This is a genomic window from Hymenobacter sediminis (assembly GCF_003231285.1).
GTDB classification, from domain to species: domain Bacteria; phylum Bacteroidota; class Bacteroidia; order Cytophagales; family Hymenobacteraceae; genus Hymenobacter; species Hymenobacter sediminis.
In genome coordinates this window covers 103,002-122,651 of record NZ_QKNS01000005.1, presented here as the reverse complement: position 1 = coordinate 122,651, position 19,650 = coordinate 103,002, and the positions used below count along the sequence as shown (strand labels likewise).

17 protein-coding genes are annotated in these 19,650 nt (G+C 54.8%); 14 read left to right on the top strand and 3 right to left on the bottom strand.

Features of this window, described 5'->3' with window-relative positions:
• Nucleotides 1-41 precede the first annotated feature (41 nt).
• Complete coding sequence (queA, locus tag DNI29_RS14415) at nt 42-1,091, top strand: tRNA preQ1(34) S-adenosylmethionine ribosyltransferase-isomerase QueA (protein ID WP_110978831.1); 1,050 nt, start codon at nt 42-44, stop codon at nt 1,089-1,091.
• 84 nt (nt 1,092-1,175) lie between these two features.
• Entirely contained in the window at nt 1,176-1,889 is a 714-nt protein-coding gene (locus tag DNI29_RS14410) for a 2-C-methyl-D-erythritol 4-phosphate cytidylyltransferase (RefSeq protein ID WP_110978830.1), read from the top strand.
• 95 nt (nt 1,890-1,984) lie between these two features.
• Here the strand turns inward: DNI29_RS14410 and DNI29_RS24170 are convergent, their stop codons facing one another.
• The gene (locus DNI29_RS24170; protein ID WP_123823259.1) at nt 1,985-2,407 is read right to left on the bottom strand and encodes a hypothetical protein; all 423 of its coding nucleotides are present in this window, start codon (nt 2,405-2,407) and stop codon (nt 1,985-1,987) included.
• A 542-nt stretch (nt 2,408-2,949) separates the two neighbouring features.
• Here DNI29_RS24170 and DNI29_RS14400 point away from each other — a divergent pair.
• Genes DNI29_RS14400 through DNI29_RS14390 form a run of 3 tightly spaced genes read left to right on the top strand, consistent with a single transcriptional unit; the run spans nt 2,950 to nt 4,520 of the window.
• The gene (locus DNI29_RS14400; RefSeq protein ID WP_110978828.1) at nt 2,950-3,528 is read left to right on the top strand and encodes a DUF4142 domain-containing protein; all 579 of its coding nucleotides are present in this window, start codon (nt 2,950-2,952) and stop codon (nt 3,526-3,528) included.
• A gap of 38 nt (nt 3,529-3,566) precedes the next feature.
• On the top strand, nt 3,567-3,806 hold the full coding sequence (locus DNI29_RS14395) for a hypothetical protein (protein ID WP_110978827.1): 240 nt from the start codon (nt 3,567-3,569) through the stop codon (nt 3,804-3,806).
• Between the two features lie 57 nt (nt 3,807-3,863).
• Complete coding sequence (locus DNI29_RS14390; protein ID WP_110978826.1) at nt 3,864-4,520, top strand: DUF4142 domain-containing protein; 657 nt, start codon at nt 3,864-3,866, stop codon at nt 4,518-4,520.
• A gap of 276 nt (nt 4,521-4,796) precedes the next feature.
• Here the strand turns inward: DNI29_RS14390 and uvrA are convergent, their stop codons facing one another.
• Entirely contained in the window at nt 4,797-7,922 is a 3,126-nt protein-coding gene (gene uvrA / locus DNI29_RS14385) for an excinuclease ABC subunit UvrA (RefSeq protein WP_110978825.1), read from the bottom strand.
• A 261-nt stretch (nt 7,923-8,183) separates the two neighbouring features.
• Between uvrA and DNI29_RS14380 the strand changes: the two genes are divergently transcribed.
• The 8 genes from DNI29_RS14380 to DNI29_RS14350 all read left to right on the top strand — a co-directional run bounded on the left by DNI29_RS14380 (nt 8,184) and on the right by DNI29_RS14350 (nt 16,167).
• Nucleotides 8,184-8,921 carry a hypothetical protein gene (locus DNI29_RS14380; RefSeq protein ID WP_110978824.1) on the top strand — a complete coding sequence of 246 codons (738 nt, stop codon included), beginning with the start codon at nt 8,184-8,186 and terminating at the stop codon, nt 8,919-8,921.
• Nucleotides 8,922-9,106: 185 nt separating this feature from the next.
• Complete coding sequence (locus tag DNI29_RS14375) at nt 9,107-9,562, top strand: hypothetical protein (RefSeq protein WP_123823258.1); 456 nt, start codon at nt 9,107-9,109, stop codon at nt 9,560-9,562.
• Between the two features lie 231 nt (nt 9,563-9,793).
• Nucleotides 9,794-10,036: a hypothetical protein gene (locus DNI29_RS24165; protein ID WP_123823257.1), complete on the top strand. Its 243-nt coding sequence runs from the start codon at nt 9,794-9,796 to the stop codon at nt 10,034-10,036.
• Nucleotides 10,037-10,096: 60 nt separating this feature from the next.
• Complete coding sequence (locus tag DNI29_RS14370; RefSeq protein ID WP_110978822.1) at nt 10,097-10,348, top strand: hypothetical protein; 252 nt, start codon at nt 10,097-10,099, stop codon at nt 10,346-10,348.
• Nucleotides 10,349-10,488: 140 nt separating this feature from the next.
• Entirely contained in the window at nt 10,489-11,814 is a 1,326-nt protein-coding gene (locus DNI29_RS14365; RefSeq protein WP_110978821.1) for an alginate O-acetyltransferase AlgX-related protein, read from the top strand.
• A 197-nt stretch (nt 11,815-12,011) separates the two neighbouring features.
• Nucleotides 12,012-13,331 (top strand): alginate O-acetyltransferase AlgX-related protein, encoded by a 1,320-nt coding sequence (locus DNI29_RS14360; RefSeq protein WP_110978820.1) that lies wholly within the window; start codon nt 12,012-12,014, stop codon nt 13,329-13,331.
• An 83-nt stretch (nt 13,332-13,414) separates the two neighbouring features.
• A complete protein-coding gene (locus DNI29_RS14355) occupies nt 13,415-14,833 on the top strand; it encodes an MBOAT family O-acyltransferase (protein WP_110978819.1) in 1,419 nt (472 codons plus the stop codon).
• Between the two features lie 23 nt (nt 14,834-14,856).
• The gene (locus DNI29_RS14350) at nt 14,857-16,167 is read left to right on the top strand and encodes an alginate O-acetyltransferase AlgX-related protein (RefSeq protein WP_110978818.1); all 1,311 of its coding nucleotides are present in this window, start codon (nt 14,857-14,859) and stop codon (nt 16,165-16,167) included.
• Nucleotides 16,168-16,304: 137 nt separating this feature from the next.
• On the opposite strand, the gene asnS is transcribed toward DNI29_RS14350, so the two are convergent.
• A complete protein-coding gene (asnS, locus tag DNI29_RS14345) occupies nt 16,305-17,711 on the bottom strand; it encodes an asparagine--tRNA ligase (protein WP_110978817.1) in 1,407 nt (468 codons plus the stop codon).
• Between the two features lie 262 nt (nt 17,712-17,973).
• Here asnS and rpoN point away from each other — a divergent pair, with 262 nt between their 5' ends.
• Nucleotides 17,974-19,563 carry an RNA polymerase factor sigma-54 gene (gene rpoN, locus DNI29_RS14340; RefSeq protein WP_238388098.1) on the top strand — a complete coding sequence of 530 codons (1,590 nt, stop codon included), beginning with the start codon at nt 17,974-17,976 and terminating at the stop codon, nt 19,561-19,563.
• Nucleotides 19,564-19,650 lie beyond the last annotated feature (87 nt).

Sequence of the window (19,650 nt, the reverse complement as noted above, 5' to 3'; positions counted from 1 at the left end):
ATTTTTTTATTAGGTTCCCCTCCTATTGCCCTGTCCGGCCCATGAAACTGTCTGAGTTCAAATTTGACTTGCCCGAAAGCCTGCTGGCACAGCACCCCGCCAAAAACCGCGACGAGTCGCGCCTGATGGTGCTGCACCGCGACAGTGGCAAGATTGAGCACCGCGTGTTCAAGGATATTATTGAGTACTTCAATGACGGCGACGTGTTCGTGGTCAACGATACCAAAGTATTTCCGGCCCGCCTCTACGGTAACAAGGAGAAAACCGGCGCTCAGATTGAGGTATTCCTGCTCCGCGAGCTGAACAAGGAAATTCACCTGTGGGATGTGCTTGTGGATCCCGCCCGCAAAATCCGGGTAGGCAACAAGCTGTACTTCGGCGAGTCGGATATGGTAGCTGAGGTTATCGACAACACCACCTCGCGCGGCCGTACTATCAAGTTCCTGTTCGATGGCTCCGACGAGGAGTTTTACAAGGCGCTGCACGATTTGGGCGAAACCCCGATTCCGAAGGAATTTATTTCGCGTGAAACGGAAGCTGCCGATAAGGAGCGCTACCAGACCATTTACGCCAAACACACTGGAGCCGTGGCCGCCCCTTCGGCCGGCTTGCACTTCACCCGCGAGGTAATGAAGCGTCTGGAAATTAAAGGGGTCGATGTAGTGCCGGTAACGCTGCACGTGGGCCTGGGCACCTTCCGCCCGGTTGACGTAGAAGACCTGACCAAGCACAAAATGGACTCCGAGAACTTCATTGTCCCTGCTGATTCAGCGGTAGTAGTGAACCGGGCTTTGGATGCCAAGAAGCGGGTGTGTGCGGTGGGCACTACCTCCATGCGCGCCATGGAATCGTCGGTATCAGCTCACTCCCGTCTGAAGCCCACGGAAGGCTGGACTGACAAGTTCATTTTCCCTCCCTACGATTTCAAAATCTCGAACGCGCTGCTCACCAACTTCCACACCCCGGAAAGCACGCTAATGATGATGGCCTCGGCTTTTGCCGGCCACGAGCTGCTGATTGAAGCGTATCAGACGGCCATCAAAGAGAAATATAAGTTCTTCAGCTACGGCGACGCCATGCTGATTCTGTAGCCGTAACTCAAAAGTTCGGCCCTGAATAAAGAAGGCCCTGTTACCTTGCGGTGACGGGGCTTTTTTTAGGCCCTCGCTCTTAGTATGACTTCTGCTGATACCCCTCTGTCTGCTTCGTCCGCACCCCGATTTGCTATTCTGGTAGCAGGAGGCAGCGGCACCCGTATGGGCGCCGACCGCCCTAAGCAGTTCCTGTCCCTGGCCGGTGAGCCAGTGCTGCTGCATACCCTGCGCCGCTTCACTGACCCGGCATTGGGCGTGCAACAGTGCGTGCTCGTGCTACCCCCCGATCAGTTTGAAACCTGGCAGCAGTTGTGCGCAGAGTACGCTATTACGCTGCTGCATACCGTTGTGGCAGGCGGAGCTACCCGCTGGGCCTCAGTGCGCAACGGCCTGGCAAGTCTGAACAGCCCCGAGGGGGTAGTGGCCGTGCATGATGGCGTACGTCCGCTCACGCCCGCCAGCGTGATAGAGGCCACCTATCTGGCAGCCCAAACACACGGCGCAGCCATTGCCGCGGTAGTACCTAAAGACTCGGTGCGGGGCCTGAATCAACAGGGTTCTTACGCCCTAGACCGGTCACGGCTGCGGCTGGTGCAAACGCCGCAGTGCTTTGAAATTGGGCTGTTGCGCCGTGCGTATCAGCTGCCAGAGCTGCCTACCTTCACTGACGACGCCAGCGTGGTAGAAGACCTGCACCCTATTCACTTGGTAGCGGGGGATTATCGGAATCTGAAAATTACCACGCCCGAAGATCTGCTGCTGGCGGAAGCCATTCTGGCTCACACTCTGGGGTAGGCGCTCCAAAAACGCACCATATCACACATCATAAATAAAAGGGGGGTAGGCTGAAAATTCAGCCTACCCCCCTTTCATGGTTACCTGATCAGAAATTACAGATTGATGTAATCCACGTCGATGGTGTTGCTGGCAGCATTATACCGGCCACCAACCCAGCTGTTGACGCCGCTTTGAGTGGTGAACTCTAGGCTAAACGGATAAATACCGTCGCAGCCTTCAATACCAACAATAACGGCGGTAGGTATCCAGCCACGGCTGCGGGCATATAAGTTGGCCTCTCGGGTAATACGAGATTTTATGGTGCTAGTAGGCGCCACACAAGTAGGCGTGGTGCCACCGCCCCCTCCTCCGCCCCCACCGCCGGATGGACAGTCGCCGTCGGGGCAGTAGGGCGGCGCGTTATTGGCCGAGTGTTTGGCAGTGAGAGGAGCCGCTGGCTCGGGCGTAACCGAACAGCTACCAAGGATGAAGGTTCCTAGGGCAAAAAGCGCTTGGGCCAAACGAGCATGCTTCATAAAGGAAGGGGATAAAGGTGGAAGTGCTTTCACAAGAAGCAGCCTTCCTACCCCCACCGGCAAGGACAACTCTGCCCTATTTGTGACAAGCCGCTTACACACTCTTTTATTCTGCTAATCAGCAGTTTAAAACCATACCCTAGCCGAATCGCACGGGTATCTCCGTTGATGGTAGAGGGGCTACGTTGTCGCAGACCTGAATGCTGGTGGAGTCGTGATTCAGCTGCACGCTTTCCTCCCAATAGTCTGGTTGCACGGCACCCGACACGGCAGTGCGGGGAGCAAGCTTTTTCAGCCGCCTCTGCATGGTGGCTATGTAGCTTATGTCTCTGGGTTGGTGCCGGTAGTCCAACCGGTTAAGCTGTACTCGTCATTCAAAATAGTGCGGGTAGCAGCGCCGTAGGTGCGCGTGAACCAGGGGCCTTGGTCACACCTGAAGTTTAACTGCGAAGGAAACTATTCCAAAAGTGGAATCCCAACCTGAACGGGCGGCGCGCGTATAGCCATGCAAACCTTTTGGCCTTTGCCAACCTACTGACTTTATGATGCTTTCCTCCCGCTTATATATGCTGCTTTTGGCCTTATCAACGGCAGCCTGCTCCTCTGGGGAAAGCAATAAGGACCCCCTCTTCAGCGCTAAATTTCAGAATGAAAAACGCGTGGGCGAGGAAGCAATTACCAAGCGGCAGCTGCAGGACGCAGAGTTTCTGGTAGAAACGGCCAGCCGCAAAATGGAGCTTCTGGAAATCAGTCAGATTGCCCAGCGCAAAGCCAGTTCGCCCAACGTGCGGTCTGTGGCCCAGAACACAGTAGCACAGCTTACACCTCACCTCCGCGAGTGGCAAACCCTAGCTCAGCAAAAAAACCGAGTGCTACCCTCTGGCCTGGGCGAAGACCAAGCCAAGCAGGTTGGTGAGCTGACTGCTCGTAATGGCGCCGCCTTCGACCAGCAATATGCCCAGCTACTCAGCTCCGTTACTGCGGCCGAAGTAGACGCCAACGATGATATGACGGATGATGCCTACGACGGCGACATCAGGGCCATGGCAGCACGCCAACTACCGATTTTAAAAGAGCTGCACACTGCTGGTGAAACACTGGAAGACCAGTTAAAGCCCTAAGATTTCCGACCCTATTCTTTCCATTCTTTCCACTACTCATGAAAACCCGAATTCTTCCTTTCCTGACCCTGGCTACTGGGCTACTGCTGGCCAGCTGCGGCGACGCCGAAAAGCGCACGGATGGCACTGCCGGCGAAGCCGTAAGCGACATGGACAAAGCAGCTCAGGACGGCGGTGTACAGGCCGATGCTGTCGTAATTGACAACGATGCCGGCCCAACCGTAACGGCCAACGCCGACTCGGCCGCCGCTACTGACTCGACGGGCACCAACCCGTAATCCGCTGGCAAACCGCCCGGTAGATTTTCACCTCTCTTCACTCTCACCAATTCTCCTATGAAACGCATTCTGTTATCAGTTGCCTGCTTGGGCCTGCTGGGCCTGGGCGCCTGCGGCAACTCCGGCAACGAGTCGGCTAGCACTGAAAGCACGGCCGGCGCTGAATCTTCTGCTTCCTCTGCCGATACGGCCATGGCTTCTGCCTCCACTATGCCTTCCTCGGATTCCGCCTCCACAGGCATGGCCACCGATGGCCCCACGGCTCCGCATTCTACTGACCCAGAATTTATGATGTCGGCCGCACACAGCGACCAGAACGAGATTCAGCTCAGCAAAATGGCGCTGGAAAAAGGCGTAACCGGCATGGTGAAAGACCACGCCAACAAAATGATTACCGACCATACCAAGTCAACAGCTGACTTGAAGCCGATTGCCCAGAAGAAGGGCGTGACGCTGCCTACCGACATGGATGCGGAACACAAAGCTATTGCCGCGCAGATGAAAAACCTGTCGGGCAAGGAGTTTGAAACCCAGTACATGAATCAGATGCTGCTGGACCACCAGAAAACGGTAAACACCATGGTGGCTCATCAGAAGATGACGCAGGACGCTGACTTGCAGGGCTTCATTACCAAAACGACGCCTGTAGTACAAGCTCACTTGGCTATGTTCAAGCAGCACTCTTCTATGGCTACCTCCAACGGTAACATGTAAGGTCCTTTTGCTAACAAAAAGGCCGCTGCTTCTCGGAAGCAGCGGCCTTTTTGTTTTAAAGCATAAGCTCCGCATCAGGCTTGCTGTCCCTTACAACATGCCATTTGCCGCAGCCAAGTTCAGGCTGTTGATCTTAATACGGAAGGTGCCTTTGGAGGATTAGAAGGGGGTAGTAACAATAGTATCAGCAGGGGTAATAGCAAAAGCTTCCTACCCCAGTCAACCTCTTGAAGGCAAACCTGAAGTAAGAAGCTTGTATTGTAGCTTATAAAAACGCTATGCCGCTTTATCAGGCTTTTCCTCGGCGTATTTGCTAGTGCGCAGTTCTTCGGCCAGGAAGCGGCTGGTATGCCCTTTACCCGACTTGGCTACTTGCTCCGGCGTGCCCTGGGCCACAATGGTACCGCCACCCGCGCCGCCTTCGGGCCCGATGTCGATGATGTGGTCGGCTACCTTAATCAGGTCCAGGTTGTGCTCGATGATGAGGACGGTATTGCCCTTGTCGGCGAGCTTGTGTAGCACTACGGCCAAGTGGTTGATGTCCTCGAAGTGCAGGCCGGTGGTGGGCTCATCGAGGATATAGAAGGTTTTGCCGGTGTCCTTCTTGCTTAGCTCGGTGGCTAGTTTCACGCGCTGGGCCTCGCCACCGGAAAGCGTGGTAGCTTGCTGGCCCAGGGTGAGGTAACCCAGCCCTACCTCGTTCAGGGTCTGAATCTTGCGCAGGATGCGGGGCTGAAACTCGAAGAACTCCACGGCCTTCTCCACCGTCATGTCGAGCACATCGGTAATGGACTTGCCTTTGAAGCGCACTTCCAGGGTTTCGCGGTTGTAGCGGCGGCCTTTGCAGGTTTCGCAGGGCACGTGCACATCGGGCAGGAAGTTCATTTCGATGGTGCGCATGCCGGCGCCCTCGCAGGTTTCGCAGCGCCCACCTTTCACGTTGAAAGAGAAGCGCCCCGGCCCGTACCCCCGGATTTTGGCCTCGGGCAGGGAGGCAAACAACTGCCGGATTTCGGTGAACACGCCCGTGTACGTAGCCGGGTTGGAGCGCGGCGTGCGCCCAATCGGCGACTGGTCCACCTCGATTACCTTATCGATAAACTCTAGCCCTTCGATGCCAGCGTAGGGTAGCGGCTCGCGCTTAGCGTTGAAGAAATGCTGGTTCAGGATGGGGTAGAGTGTATCGTGAATGAGCGAAGACTTACCCGAACCCGATACACCCGTAACGGCAATGAGCTTACCCAGAGGGAACTTGGCCGTCACGTTCTTCAGGTTGTGGCCTTTGGCACCTTTTAGCACCAGCTCGTTGCCTTCGCCGGCACGCTTTTTCTTGCGCAGCTCAATGTGCTTTTGGCCGCTGAGATATTGCGAGGTAAGGGAGCCGGAGTTGAAGATTTCCGTGGGCGTGCCTTCGGCTACAATCTGCCCGCCGTGGATGCCGGCACCAGGACCAATATCCAGTACGTAGTCGGCATGCAGAATCATGTCCTTGTCGTGCTCCACCACAATCACGGAGTTGCCCAGGTCGCGCAGGTGCTGCAGGGCCTTGATCAGCCGCTCGTTGTCGCGCTGGTGCAGGCCGATGCTGGGTTCGTCCATGATGTAGAGTACGCCCACCAGCTGGGTGCCGATTTGGGTAGCCAAACGAATGCGCTGCGACTCGCCGCCCGAGAGCGTGCGTACCGAGCGGTGCAAATTCAGGTAGTCGAGGCCTACTTCCAGTAGGAAACCGATGCGCTTGCGGATTTCCTTGAGCAGCTCGCGCGCAATCAGGTTCTGGCGCTCCGAGAGGCGGTCTTCCAGCCCCTCAAACCAGCCGGCCAGTTCATTCAAATCCAGTACCGACAGCTCCCCAATGTGCTTGCTGTCAATTTTGAAGTGTAACGACTCCTTTTTGAGGCGGTAGCCGTGGCATTCGGGGCACTCCTGAGCTTGGGTGTACTGCTGAATCCACTCGCGGATGTTCTCCGAATCGGATTCCATCTGGCGGCGCAGGAAGGGAATAATGCCCTCGAAAGGCTCCACGTAGTTGGCCTTTTTAGGGTCGGCGTCCTCGTCCTCGGGTACGCCGTGCAGCAGGCGCTCTACCAAGTCCTGGGGCAGCTTCTCGATGGGCGTGCTCAGGCTGGCTTTGTGCTTTTTTACGATGAGGCCCAATTGCTGGAAAATCCAGATGTCACGGTACTCACCCAGGGGCGCAATGCCCCCACGACTGATGCTCAGCTTCTTATCCGGCATCACCGATTCTTCGGTGATTTCCTGCACTTCGCCCAGGCCGTTGCAGGTAGGGCAGGCCCCGTAGGGCGAGTTGAAGGAGAAGGTGTTCGGCGCCGGGTCGTCGTAAGCAATGCCGGTAGCCGGGTCCATCAGGAAACGGGAGAAGAACTGGGTGTTGTCCTTCTTTTTGTCGGGGTCCAGCACGAGCATGGTGCCTTTTCCCTGGGTCAGGGCATTTTGCACCGAGCCGCTGAGGCGGAACCGGTCTTCCTCCTTCACCACTAGCCGGTCAATCACAATTTCGATGTCGTGGATTTTATAGCGGTCCACCTGCATCTTGGGCGTGATGTCGAGCAGCTCCCCGTCTACGCGCACCTTGGTAAAGCCCAGCTTGGCAATCTGCTGGAACAACTCGCGGTAGTGTCCTTTGCGGCCTTTTACTACCGGAGCCAGCACCACCAGCTTACGATTGTCGTACTCCTTGAGAATATAGTTGATAATCTGGTCGTCGCTCTGCCGGATCATCTTCTGGCCCGTAGCATAGCTGAACGCCTCGGCGGTGCGGGCGTAGAGCAGGCGCAGGAAGTCGTAAATCTCGGTGATGGTGCCGACGGTGGAGCGGGGGTTGCGCGAGGTGGTTTTCTGCTCAATGCTGATTACCGGCGACAAGCCCTCAATCTTATCCACATCAGGGCGCTCCAGCCCGCCCATGAAAGAGCGGGCGTAGGCCGAGAAGGTTTCCATGTAGCGGCGCTGACCCTCTGCATAAATCGTATCGAAAGCCAACGACGACTTGCCCGAACCCGAAATGCCGGTGAACACTACCAACCGCCCGCGCGGAATCTGGATGGATACGTTCTTGAGGTTATGTTCCCGAGCGCCATACACTTCAATATAAGGCGCTTCCAGGTCGGCGGGGCCGGTGAGCTGGCCCGTTACCCGGCTTTCTACCACGGCTTCAGCTACCTCTTCCAGCCGAGGTATGGCCTGAACAGCGGCGGTAGTATGACGCTCAGCGTTGTCAGCTACGGCAGCGGCGGCTTTGCGGGCCTTAGTGGGGGTAGCCGCAGGGGTATCAGAGGCCTTCGTCTTCGCCGTTTTGGCCGGGCGGGCAGCTTTAGGAGCTGCTGCGGGTTTGCTAGCAGCGGAAGAGGAAACAGAAGCGGCAGTTGTTTTTTTAGCCATGCAACAGCGAAGCGGATAAGTCTGCAAAGGTACGCAAATCAGGTCCCAACAGCCACCCCGAATAGCTTATTTGCCAAGCCTGTTAGCGGGGTGCGACCGGACCCGGGAAGCGGGCAGATGGGCTATAACACGCTCCGGCGGGGAAATGTCCCGGATAGGAATAAACTTATTTTAAACCCTACCTCCGGTTTTCGTCTAAGCGGTGAATTATGGTGCGGCTTTTGCCTTAACGTCAGCATCTCCCTTTTGCTTTTTGCACTTATGAAAACCTTGCTCAAAACTGGTCTGGTACTGGCGCTGGGGCTGCTGCTGCACAGCAGCCGCGCGCAGGCCCAAGTACAGATTCAGGTGAATGCGCCCTACTGGGGCCCGGCCGTAGGTCCTAACGTACAGTACTACTACATCCCGGAAATAGACGGCTACTACGATTTGTATTCGCAGATGTACGTGTTCTTCGATCCAGTGTATGGAGCCTGGGTTAGTTCGCCAGTATTGCCGCGAGCCTATGCCTCCTACGATCCGCGCTTTTTCCACCCGGTAGTGGTGCAATACATAGGCCGCCAGCCCTGGGGCTACCTCCGCGACCACCGCGCCTACTGCGACCGGTGGGGGGTAGTACCGGGCCGGTACTATGGTGCCAACTGGCCCGGCCGGGGCTACGTGGTGGCTCCGCGGCCCAATTACGGCCCTGGTGGCTATTACAATGGGCGTCCTTACCCCCACAACGGCTATGCCCAGCGTGACTACCGGGATAACCGTGACTACCGGGGTAACTATGGTGGTGGCTATGACGGGCGCCGCGACGACAACCGCAACGACCGAGGTGGCTATGGCGGCTACAACGGCCGGGATGACAACCGCAGCAGCAACGACCGATACGAAAACCGCGGCGGTAGTAATGACCGCGGCGGCTACAATGGTCTCGGTAACCAGGGCAGCCCGCAGCCGCAAAACCCTGGCAATTCCGGCGGGGGCCGGGGTCGGGGCCGGATGATGTAAAAAGCTCCTGCTTTCCTAAAAAGCCTTCTGCTATCTGGCGGAAGGCTTTTTGTTTTCCTACCCTTCCAGCCTAACCCAACCGTAGATGTTTGCGTGAAAGGCTGCAGCGTGGGCACATAGGATACTTGGCCTTGTTCTTGCCTTGCTCATTTCATTCTTCCTTCTCTCACCCTAATCACTACGCTATGCAACCGCGTCTTAAATCTGTTTTATCGGGCTTGGTAGTCGTTGCTTTTACCAGCTCTACCCAGGTTGCCCAGGCTCAGGTGACCATCAATGTAAACCCGCCCTCCTGGGGGCCAGCAGCTCCGGCGGGTACACAGTATTACTACATTCCGGAGGTAGGCGGCTACTACGATCTGCGTGACCAACGCTATGTGGTGCAGCGCGACGGCAAATGGGCCCGGCTGGCCTCTCTTAATGGTTACTCCACTAGCTCCTTTCACCCAGTGGTAATTGATTATGTAGGAGCTCAACCCTGGGTTCAGCTTAGCCGCCACCGCCAGCTTTACCCAGCCAGCCTGCCACCCGGCCAGGTCAAACGCCTGCAAAGTGGTAAGGGCCTACCCCCCGGCCAAGCCAAAAAGCTGGGCTACGGCCACCCCGGTGGCGGCAAAGGTAACGGTCACGGCAAACACTAAACTTTGTTCTTCTATCATCCATCAACTCAGAAAGCCACCCGAGTATCGAGTGGCTTTCTGAGTTGATGGGGGTGTGCCCGAGAGTAGTTTGTAGAGCCGTCTTGCGCTATTATGTGCAGAGTTGCGGGGTCCACCAGGGGTAGGCGAGACTTATCAAACCAATTTGGTGGCTCTTGCCGTATGGTAGCTGATTAGCCGCATCATTTTAATATTCAATTCGTTCAGTTAGCCATGTCCGCTACCCAGCATATTCTGCATCGACGACTGCCCATAGAGTTGGAGGCGTTGCTTGGTGAGGGTCGGCGGTGCCTGTTGGTGTACCGCACGCCCGGTACCTCAGCCGAGTTTAGTGTGCGGGGCCAGTTGCTGGGCGTGCTGCGCCGAGGCCAAACAGACTACCTGCGCCTAGCCAGTGGCTGCGAGCTGCGCCTCGACTGGTTAATTTCTGTGAACGGTCACCGGGTAGCGAGTTGAGTTACTTTATCTCCCAGTGTGGATTTGCCGTAGTAAGAAGGTACCTGTTTCCTATCTTCTATGTCAGCTCCAACTTACCGCCCCATCAGCTGTTCCTTCTACGACGAGTTAGAGGCCCGTGCCACTACTGGCCAGCCCTGCACCCTCACCTATCGCACTGAGCCCGACACGCCCCCGAGCACCTACCACGGTATCATTCAGGACCTTTACATCAAGGATAAAATAGAATACTTACGCCTGCAAGATGGCTTCGAGCTACGCCTCGATGCGCTGGTGGCCGTGGATGATAAGGAGCTACGGAATTACTGCTAGACTAAAGCTTAGCAGCTGTTTCCTGCCCTAGTAGTATCTTAGCCACAGTATTGTCTCTTCTTGGAGCACAAGAGTGCACAGTTTCTACTCCTCATCTAAGAGAGGCTGTCATGAGTTTCTTTGCTTCTACTTTTTAAAAAGTGGCCCTTTCTTCTCGCGCAGTAAAGCTTCTGTTACTTGCCTTACTGCTGCTGCCGCTTCTCTTGCCAGCTCTGCAAACCAGCTTCCCTATCGTTCCGCTGGACAGAATCAAGCTTCAAGGCTACGCAGAGCCAGTGCCTCGACCGCAACTCAACTGGTCGGCCCTATTAAATAACACTTACCAGCCGGCGCTTGAGCACTATCTAGAGAGCCACCTTGGGTTCCGCGAAGTGTTCATCCGGCTGCGTAATCAGGCAGCCTATACATTCTTCAGAGTCTGCAAGGCCAATTTCGTTCTGGTTGGTGAGGATGACGTGCTGTTGGACGAGAACTCCATTCTCGCATATCTGGGCAGAGACTTCAAAGGTGAGCAAACCGTCCGGATGAATGTGCGCAAGCTGAAAGCCGTGCAGGACACGCTGGCTGGGCGCGGCAAGTTGCTCATCTTCGCTATTGCCCCTGACAAGGCTAACTACTTTTCTGAGTATCATCCCCCCCGCTTTCGGCAGCAGCCCCGCTCGCAAACCAACTACGCCGCGTATGCCCGCGAAATGAAGCGGCAGAGAATTAATGTCCTGGATCTGGCAGCTTTGTTCCAGCAATGGAAAGACACCGTTTCCTACCCCCTCTTCCCTCGTGGAGGCATTCACTGGAGCGGCTATGGCATTACGCTGGCCGCTGATACCCTACTGCGCTATATGGAACAGCGGGCACACGTTGATTTACCTGATTATGTTACCTTGAGCCGCACCGTCACGCACAAGCCGCGTGACACCGATAATGATATTGCTCGATCCCTAAACTTGATCTGGAAGCCAGAAACCTATAAAATGGTTTACCCCAACATCCAGTTTAGGCCTCCTACCGCTGGGCAGCGCCGGCCTAACGCATTGTTTGTTGGCGATAGTTTTGTTTGGAGCTTTTTGGAGTTCTATCCATACATCCCAAACTTGTTCGGGAGCAAAACCCAGTTTTGGTACTACAATATGAAGGTGGATTACGGAGCCCGCGCCGATATGCCGGCTGACTGGAACGCATGGACCCTAGACCGCAAGGCCGAAATATTGTCGCAGGATGTTATTGTGCTTTTATTTAACCAGGGTAACCTAGTCAATTTCGATAGTGGCTTCAGCGCCAACGCCTACGAGCTACTGTGCCCCTACCCCCCTACTGAGCTCAAACGCATTGAGGCTCTTGAGCAGGAATTGCTGAAGTCGCCCAGCATCCAAAAAATTCTTTGGGAACGGTCGGCTGCATCCGGCCGAGACTATAATTCCCTTATCCGCGAAATAGCTATAAACCAGTATGAGTTACAGAAACCATAGCGCCTACCTCATTTCGAGCCTACTACTATAACGGAGTTGCTACCTTGCGTGTGGTTTTATCTGGCTACCTATGGTCTTTAACAGCACGCTGACCCTATTCATACCTTATTTTTCTTTTCCAATGATAATCAGCGGGTGTGTAGTCTATTGCTCCATCCACGCTTCGTTTTAGCCATTCGCGCGCTGCCCACCCCCTGATGAAGCACGCTATTTTCGCTCTGTTGTTTATTCTGTTGCTGGCGCCAGCGCTCCAAGCAAAACTGCAGTGGTTTGAAGAAAAGCCCCTAACAGGTGCCTTTGTAGTAGCCCCTCATCCAGAGCTACGTGCTGATAGCCTGTTGGCCGGCCGCTACCAACCCCGGCTAGAACGTTATCTGGAAGACCGCCTTGGCTTCCGGCCCTTGCTTATTCGGTTGCGAAACCAGCTTTCCTTTTCATTTTTTGGTCTAAGCCGCACAACCGACGTTATTATTGGCCGGCGGGGCATTTTGTTTGAGCCTCGGCACATTGAAAGCTATTCCGGCCATGACTTGCTAGATCAGGAAGAGGTCCGTTTTCGGGTGAGACGCCTGCGAGCCATTCAGCGCGATTTAGCGAAGCGAGGTGTTGTGCTACTGTTTGTGATGGCACCCAACAAAGCGCGGTTTCAGCCCGAAGACTTACCGGCCGCCATGCGCCCCCGACCAGGCACGCTAACCAACTACGAGCTATACGTGCGGGCCATGCAGGCCGATACGGTTGCTTTGCTGGACATGGTACCGCTGTTTGCTCAGTGGAAGGACACAAGCCGCTACCCCCTATTTCCGAAGGGAGGCACGCACTGGAGCGGCTACGGGGCTTCGCTAGCCGCCGATACTCTATTGCGCCGCTTGGAATACATAGGCAACTTACGGCTCCCAGCAGTACGCGCCGTGGGCCCACCTCGCATTGTACATTCCACTGATTCTCTGCGGGGTAGCGACAAAGACTTGGTCGATCCGCTGAACCTGCTGCAGAAACTCGAGGCCACTCCTTTGGCTTATCCACGGTTGGTTATCGATGCCCCACAAACCGGTCAGGTTCGCCCTCCTACCCTTTTTGTCAGCGACAGTTTCACTTGGGGGCTAGCACAGTTTACTCCTTACATCGTGCGGGAATTTTCCGATGATACCCGCGTGTGGTACTATGGCTATGGCATTCACATCCCTGATAGTACCTTCCGGGATACAGGTGTAATATGCCAATCCCTTGATTTGCAAAAGGAAATTGAGTCACGCCGGCTTATTGTGGTGCTACTTACGGAGCATAATCTGCCTACCTACGAATTTGATTTCACCCGCCGGGTGTACCAGCTGTATCACCCGTTTTCAGCAGCCGATGAGGCCGCAATAAATCAACTGAGCGAGAAATTGATGGCAGAGGCTAATGCCAAAGATGCTGACGCCGTTTGGCGGGAGCAAGCCAAAGATGCGGCTGGGTACGCACAGCGTATCCGCAATAAGGCGGAGGAGCTATACGAGCGACAGGCAACTCGCTAGGCTGCCGACGCGCCATAGCGCACAGCCTAGACTTAATACTATAGCGGAGTTACTACCTTGCAAGCAGTTTTATCTGGCTTCGTATGGTCTTTAGCAGTACGCTGTTTCTATTCTATTTCCTGCCGGGGTTTCTGCTCCTTTATTTCCTTACCCCTACCCGCTTCAAGAATATTGTAGCGCTGGTAGCCAGCATTGGGTTTTACGCTTGGGGTGGGCTCAATTTTCTGGCGCTGTTTATTGCATCGGTCATTATCAACTTCTTCCTGATCCGACTCATGGATAAGGCAGAAGGGTGGCAAAAGCGCATTTACTTGATTATCAGCATCTGCCTTAACGTGGCTATGCTGTTCTACTTCAAGTATGCTAACTTCTTTCTGGAAAACTTCAGTGCCGTCAAGACCTCACTAGGCGGTTCGGCCCTGACGTGGGAGAAGGTTGTACTGCCCATCGGCATTTCGTTTTTTACCTTCGAAAAGCTCACGTACACTATTGATGTGTACCGGGGAGTAAACAAGCCGCTGCGGAGCTTCTGGGACTTTCTGCTTTATATCATGCTGTTTCCCAAGATGATTGCCGGCCCTATCGTGCGCTTTCATGAAATAGCTGGGCAGCTCACCGACCGCGCGGCCTTCGATACCATTGATCATAAGCTAGCGGGATTATTCCGGTTCGTGGTAGGCCTCTCAAAGAAAGTTTTAATTGCCAACGTGCTAGGTCAGGAGGCCGACCGAATATTTGGCCTGCCGACCACCGAGCTATCGGCCCCACTGGCCTGGTTAGGTGCTGTGGCTTACACCTTCCAAATTTACTTTGACTTTTCGGGCTACTCCGATATGGCCATCGGTTTGGCCCGCATCATTGGCTTTCAGTTTCCGGAGAACTTCAACAACCCCTATATTTCACGTAGCATCACAGAGTTCTGGCAGCGCTGGCACATTACGCTGGGCCGCTGGATGCGAGACTACCTATATATTCCGTTGGGTGGTAACCGGGTTTCTACCGGCCGCCTGTACGCCAACCTCTGGACGGTATTCATACTCTCGGGCTTCTGGCACGGTGCTGCCTGGAATTTTATTGCGTGGGGCGCCTTTCACGGCTTATTCTTGATTCTAGACAGGTTGTTTCTGTTGCGTGTATCAAAGCGGTTGGGCATACTAAGCATTCTGCCAACCTTCATTATTACTGTGGTGGGTTGGGTGCTGTTTCGGGCTGAAAGCCTGACTGCTGCTTCTGCCTATATCAAGCAGATGGTAGGGGGCTCTTGGGTTGCATTGCCCTATTTTACCACCGAGTTCTGGGCTACACTAGCTTTGGCCACAACCTTTTCCTTTATGGCGGCCCTACCCCGCGTGGAGCGTTGGGAAGTAGGCACCTTTGCTGCCGAAAGCCTACCCTTGCCCCGTGTCATTGCCATGAGCTTGGTCACGGCAGTCCTTCTGGTGCTTAGCTCAGGCTACATCATTGGCAGCAGTTTCAACCCCTTTATCTACTTCCGGTTTTAGCGCCTGCGCTTGGCCCATTCGTGATGAAGCACGCTGTCTTTGCCTTGTTGTTTGCTTTGCTGCTGGTGCCTGCACTACAAGCTAAGTTTAAGTGGGTTACTGAAACCCCGCTCGATGGGGCCTACACCACTGCCCCGCGTCCGAGTTTAACATTGCCGGGCTTGTTGGAGAATACCGTTCAGCCCCGCTTAGAACAATATCTGGAAGATAGACTTGGCTTCCGTACTTGGCTGATACGGCTCCGTAATCAGCTGTCCTTCTCGTTATTTCACGTTGCCCGCTCTTCTGACCTGCTAGTTGGACGCGACTTGGTGTTATTTCAGCCCGGCCCATCCAAAGCGTACCGAGGTGATGATTACCTAGGTGAGGAAGAAATTCAATTCCAAGTGCAGCGCATGGCTATTGTACAGCAGGAGCTAGCCAAGCGCCATATCCCGATGCTGTTTGTGATGGCGCCTAATAAGGCCCGCTTTCAGCCTGAGGACTTGCCTGCTCACTACCGCAATCCAGAAAACCACCCAACCAATTACCCATCGTTTCTGCGGCAGCTTACCGCCGCTGGTATTCCTACACTGGATGCACACGCTCTTTTTCAGCAGTGGAAAGATACAAGTCGCTACCCCCTATTCCCGAAAGGCGGTACTCATTGGAGTGCTTATGGAGCTACCCTGGTAGCAGACACTCTTTTCCGAAGCATAGAACAGCTCGGGAAGTTTGACTTGGCTGACTTTCGCCAAGTGGGTCGCCCAGTTATACTCCGTGATTCGCTCCGCAAAACCGACGCAGATTTAAGTGGCGCCCTGAACCTGATATTTCCTTATCGGCCCTATCCAGCAGCCTACCCTACTATTGTCTTCGACTCACTGCGGGCCAAGCAACAGCGTCCTAATCTTCTTATTGTGGGCGACAGCTTTACTTGGCAGTTCATGCAGTTCACGCCTTATCTGCAAACCTTATTTTCTCCTGATTCCCGCTTCTGGTACTACAACAAAACTGTTTTCTTATTCCGCGACGATTATACCCAGGAAGGTCATCAGCCCCAGCAGCTAAATCTTCAGGAAGAAATCCATAGCCGTCAGTTTCTCTTGTTCATTGTAACTGAGCACAACTTGGCGGAACGTGAATTTGGCTTTATAGATGATCTGTACCACCTGTACTTTCCTTACTCTGAAGCTGATCGGGCGCGTATTTCACAGTTAGAACAGCAACTCATGACGAGCCCCCAGTACGAGCAACGGCTCTGGCAGGAAGTGCACTCTGGTAACTGGAGCCTCGTGGAAGAACTGCACCAACAAGCTGTAAGGCAATACGACCGGCAGCTACGATTAAATTGAGCACAGCCTGTATTCCTACCCCCTCATGGAGCTGCAAGATATAACTACCTGAGAAGACAGTACATATTAATCCCTATGCTACAACGGCCGCCCATATGGGCGGCCGTTGTAGCAAATAGCATACGTCAATCCGTATTTTAGAATTCCGCGCTTTTTGGGAAGCGGGGGAAGGGAATTACGTCGCGGATGTTGGCCATGCCGGTGATGAACAGAATAAGGCGCTCGAAGCCCAGGCCAAAGCCTGAGTGAGGTGCGGTACCGTATTTGCGTAGCTCTAGGTACCACCATAAGTCATGCTCCGGGATGTTCATTTCGGCCATGCGCTTGGTGAGTTTCTCGAGGCTTTCCTCCCGCTCTGAGCCCCCAATAATTTCGCCGATGCCGGGGAAGAGCACGTCCATAGCCCGCACGGTTTCCTCGTCGTCGTTGAGCTTCATGTAGAACGCCTTGATGTCCTTGGGGTAGTCCGTCAGGATAACTGGCTTCTTGAAGTGCTTCTCCACGAGGTAGCGCTCATGCTCGCTTTGCAGATCGGTGCCCCAATCCACAGGAAACTCGAACTTCTGCTTGGCAACTTTCAAGATTTCCACGGCCTCGGTATACGTCAGGCGCTGGAAGTCATTGTCTACCACAAACTGCAGACGGCTCAGGAGCTCCTTGTCATACTGCTCATTCAGGAACTTAAGGTCGTCCTGGCAGTTTTCAAGGGCGTAGCGCACTAGGCTCTTGAGGAAATCCTCGGCCAGGTCCATGTTGTCGCGCAGGTCGTTGAAGGCTACTTCGGGCTCAATCATCCAGAACTCGGCCAAGTGGCGGGCCGTGTTAGAATTTTCAGCCCGGAACGTGGGTCCGAAGGTGTACACCTTGCCCAGCGCCATGGCCGCTACTTCACCCTCCAGCTGTCCGGAAACGGTGAGGTTGGTTTGCTTGCCGAAAAAGTCCTGCTTGTAATCCACGCCCGACTTATCTTCCGTCAGAGGAGGGTTCTGGTCGGGCAGGGTCGTTACCCGGAACATCTGGCCCGCGCCTTCCGCATCGGAGCCGGTAATGATGGGCGTATGGACGTAATAGAAACCTTTGCTGTTGAAATAGTTGTGCACAGCAAACGCCATGGCGTGCCGGATGCGCAATACCGCACCGAAGGTGTTGGTGCGAGGGCGCAGGTGAGCAATTTCGCGCAGGAACTCCAGGGAGTGCCCTTTCTTCTGCAGGGGGTAGGTAGTCGTATCGGCCGAGCCGTACACGGTGATTTCTGAGGCCTGAATTTCCACCGTCTGGCCTTTGCCTTGAGAGGCCACCAGCTTACCGCGCACCTGCACGGCAGCACCGTTTTCTACCCCGTCCGCCTTCAGCTTTTCCTCCGGAAATTCCTCGGCGTTGGCTACCACCTGAATGGAATTAAAGCCGGAGCCGTCGTTGATGGCAATAAACTGCACGTACTTGTTGCCGCGGCGGGTGCGCACCCAGCCTTTTACCAGCACTTCGCGGTCCAGCTCAGTGCTACGGAGCAAATCCTGCACGCTGGTTCTTCGGAGGTCGGACATGGGAAGGTTGTGTTCTTGCTAAAAAGGTAAATCCTGTAGAGAGGACAAAGGTAGAGGATTTGGTAGCGCAAAACTGCCGGTTTCTGCAGGAAGGCCAGCGGCAAACAGCATCAGCTTTGCACGGTAGCATCGGGAGGGCAGGGAACCCGAACTCCACCAGGCTTCCTACCCCAACTTTTTCCGCTAAACCCAAGTACAGAAAGGGCTATATTTGGCCTAATCACCCCGTTTATAAACCGGCGGGGCGTACGCGTTTTAGAGTATGCAACGACTGGACATGAAACAGCTTCTCTCGCAGAAGCTGTCACCCCAACAGATACAATTCATTAAGCTGCTGCAGATTCCGACGGCAGAGCTGGAGGCGCGCATCAAAGAAGAACTGGAGGTAAACCCAGCTCTGGAAGAAGGCGACGAGCCCGAAGATGAATTTGAAGACCAGGACCGCGACGATTCCGGCGACTCAGAGGACGACTTCGACAACGACCCGGACGCGGAGTTTGATAACCCGGACAACACCCTCGACGAGGATTTCGATAACGACCAAAGCGAGGAGCAGCCCGAGATAGAGCTACCCACGAAGGAGGAGCCCACGGAGGTGAAAGAGTCATCGGACAACGATGACCTGGACCTGAGCGACTACCTCCACGACGACGAAATAGCGGGTTACAAAATGCAGGGCGACGGACCCGGCGAAGACGAGGATGACCGGGAAATGCCCCTGGCTGACACTAGTGGCTCCTTGATGGACAGCCTACTGGACCAGTTGGGCTTTGCCAACCTCGACGAGAAGCAGGAAGCCATTGGCCGCCAACTGATTGGCTCTATTGATGGCGACGGTTACATCCGCCGCGACCTGTCGGCGATTGCCAACGACCTGGCGTTTTCGCAGAACATTGAGGCCTCGGTGGCGGAAATAGAAAGCGTGCTGCACGTCATCCAGTCGTTTGACCCGGCTGGCATTGCCGCCCGCGACCTGCAGGAGTGCCTGTTGCTGCAGCTGGAGCGCCGCCCTCAGGATGAGGCTACTGAGCACGCCGAGCAGATTCTCAACGAAACATTCGACGAGTTTACCAAGAAGCACTACCCCCGAATTCAGCAGAAACTGGATCTGGAAGATGATGAGTTGAAGGACGCCATTGCCCTCATTCTCAAGCTTAACCCCAAGCCTGGCGGCACTGGCCCCGTGGGCATGGGCAAGGTGCAATACATCATCCCCGACTTCATTCTGACCCACGACAACGGACAGTTCAACCTGACGCTCAACTCGCGCAACGCCCCCGATTTGCGTGTGTCGCCAGCCTATACGGATATGTTCCGGGCTTACGACAAGGCGGCCAAGAAGGACAAGAAAATGAAGGAGGCCGTGACCTTCGTGAAGCAGAAGCTGGACTCGGCTAAGTGGTTTATTGATGCCATCCGGCAGCGCCAGAACACGCTGTTGCGCACCATGGATGCCATTGTGCGCTACCAGGCCGAGTTTTTCGCGGAGGGCGACGAGAGCAAGCTGCGCCCCATGATTCTGAAGGACATTGCCACCGAAATTGGCATGGACATCAGCACCGTGAGCCGGGTAGCCAACTCCAAATCGGTACAAACAGAATTCGGTATTTATCCGCTGAAGTATTTCTTCTCCGAAGGCATTGCCACCGATTCGGGCGAGGATGCCAGCAGCCGGGAAGTAAAGCACATTCTGAAGGAAATCATTGAGGGTGAGCAGAAAAACCGTCCACTCTCCGACGACAAGCTGGAAAAGATGCTCAATGCCCGCGGCTACAATATTGCTCGCCGCACGGTGGCCAAGTACCGCGAGCAGCTAAATATTCCGGTGGCTCGTTTGCGCAAAGAGCTATAAGATTTGTGACAATGCATAGGGGTAGGAGCGCCCAGGTTTGCGGCTGGCTCCTACCCCTATGCATTGTCACAAACCCTTTCTTATTCC

Bases quoted from the DNA above. Each gene is read 5' to 3' on its own strand.
- queA (WP_110978831.1), top strand. From the start codon at position 42: ATGAAACTGTCTGAGTTCAAATTTGACTTGCCCGAAAGCCTGCTGGCA.
- DNI29_RS14410 (WP_110978830.1), top strand. From the start codon at position 1,176: ATGACTTCTGCTGATACCCCTCTGTCTGCTTCGTCCGCACCCCGATTT.
- DNI29_RS24170 (WP_123823259.1), bottom strand. From the start codon at position 2,407: ATGAAGCATGCTCGTTTGGCCCAAGCGCTTTTTGCCCTAGGAACCTTC.
- DNI29_RS14400 (WP_110978828.1), top strand. From the start codon at position 2,950: ATGATGCTTTCCTCCCGCTTATATATGCTGCTTTTGGCCTTATCAACG.
- DNI29_RS14395 (WP_110978827.1), top strand. From the start codon at position 3,567: ATGAAAACCCGAATTCTTCCTTTCCTGACCCTGGCTACTGGGCTACTG.
- DNI29_RS14390 (WP_110978826.1), top strand. From the start codon at position 3,864: ATGAAACGCATTCTGTTATCAGTTGCCTGCTTGGGCCTGCTGGGCCTG.
- uvrA (WP_110978825.1), bottom strand. From the start codon at position 7,922: ATGGCTAAAAAAACAACTGCCGCTTCTGTTTCCTCTTCCGCTGCTAGC.
- DNI29_RS14380 (WP_110978824.1), top strand. From the start codon at position 8,184: ATGAAAACCTTGCTCAAAACTGGTCTGGTACTGGCGCTGGGGCTGCTG.
- DNI29_RS14375 (WP_123823258.1), top strand. From the start codon at position 9,107: ATGCAACCGCGTCTTAAATCTGTTTTATCGGGCTTGGTAGTCGTTGCT.
- DNI29_RS24165 (WP_123823257.1), top strand. From the start codon at position 9,794: ATGTCCGCTACCCAGCATATTCTGCATCGACGACTGCCCATAGAGTTG.
- DNI29_RS14370 (WP_110978822.1), top strand. From the start codon at position 10,097: ATGTCAGCTCCAACTTACCGCCCCATCAGCTGTTCCTTCTACGACGAG.
- DNI29_RS14360 (WP_110978820.1), top strand. From the start codon at position 12,012: ATGAAGCACGCTATTTTCGCTCTGTTGTTTATTCTGTTGCTGGCGCCA.
- DNI29_RS14355 (WP_110978819.1), top strand. From the start codon at position 13,415: ATGGTCTTTAGCAGTACGCTGTTTCTATTCTATTTCCTGCCGGGGTTT.
- DNI29_RS14350 (WP_110978818.1), top strand. From the start codon at position 14,857: ATGAAGCACGCTGTCTTTGCCTTGTTGTTTGCTTTGCTGCTGGTGCCT.
- asnS (WP_110978817.1), bottom strand. From the start codon at position 17,711: ATGTCCGACCTCCGAAGAACCAGCGTGCAGGATTTGCTCCGTAGCACT.
- rpoN (WP_238388098.1), top strand. From the start codon at position 17,974: ATGCAACGACTGGACATGAAACAGCTTCTCTCGCAGAAGCTGTCACCC.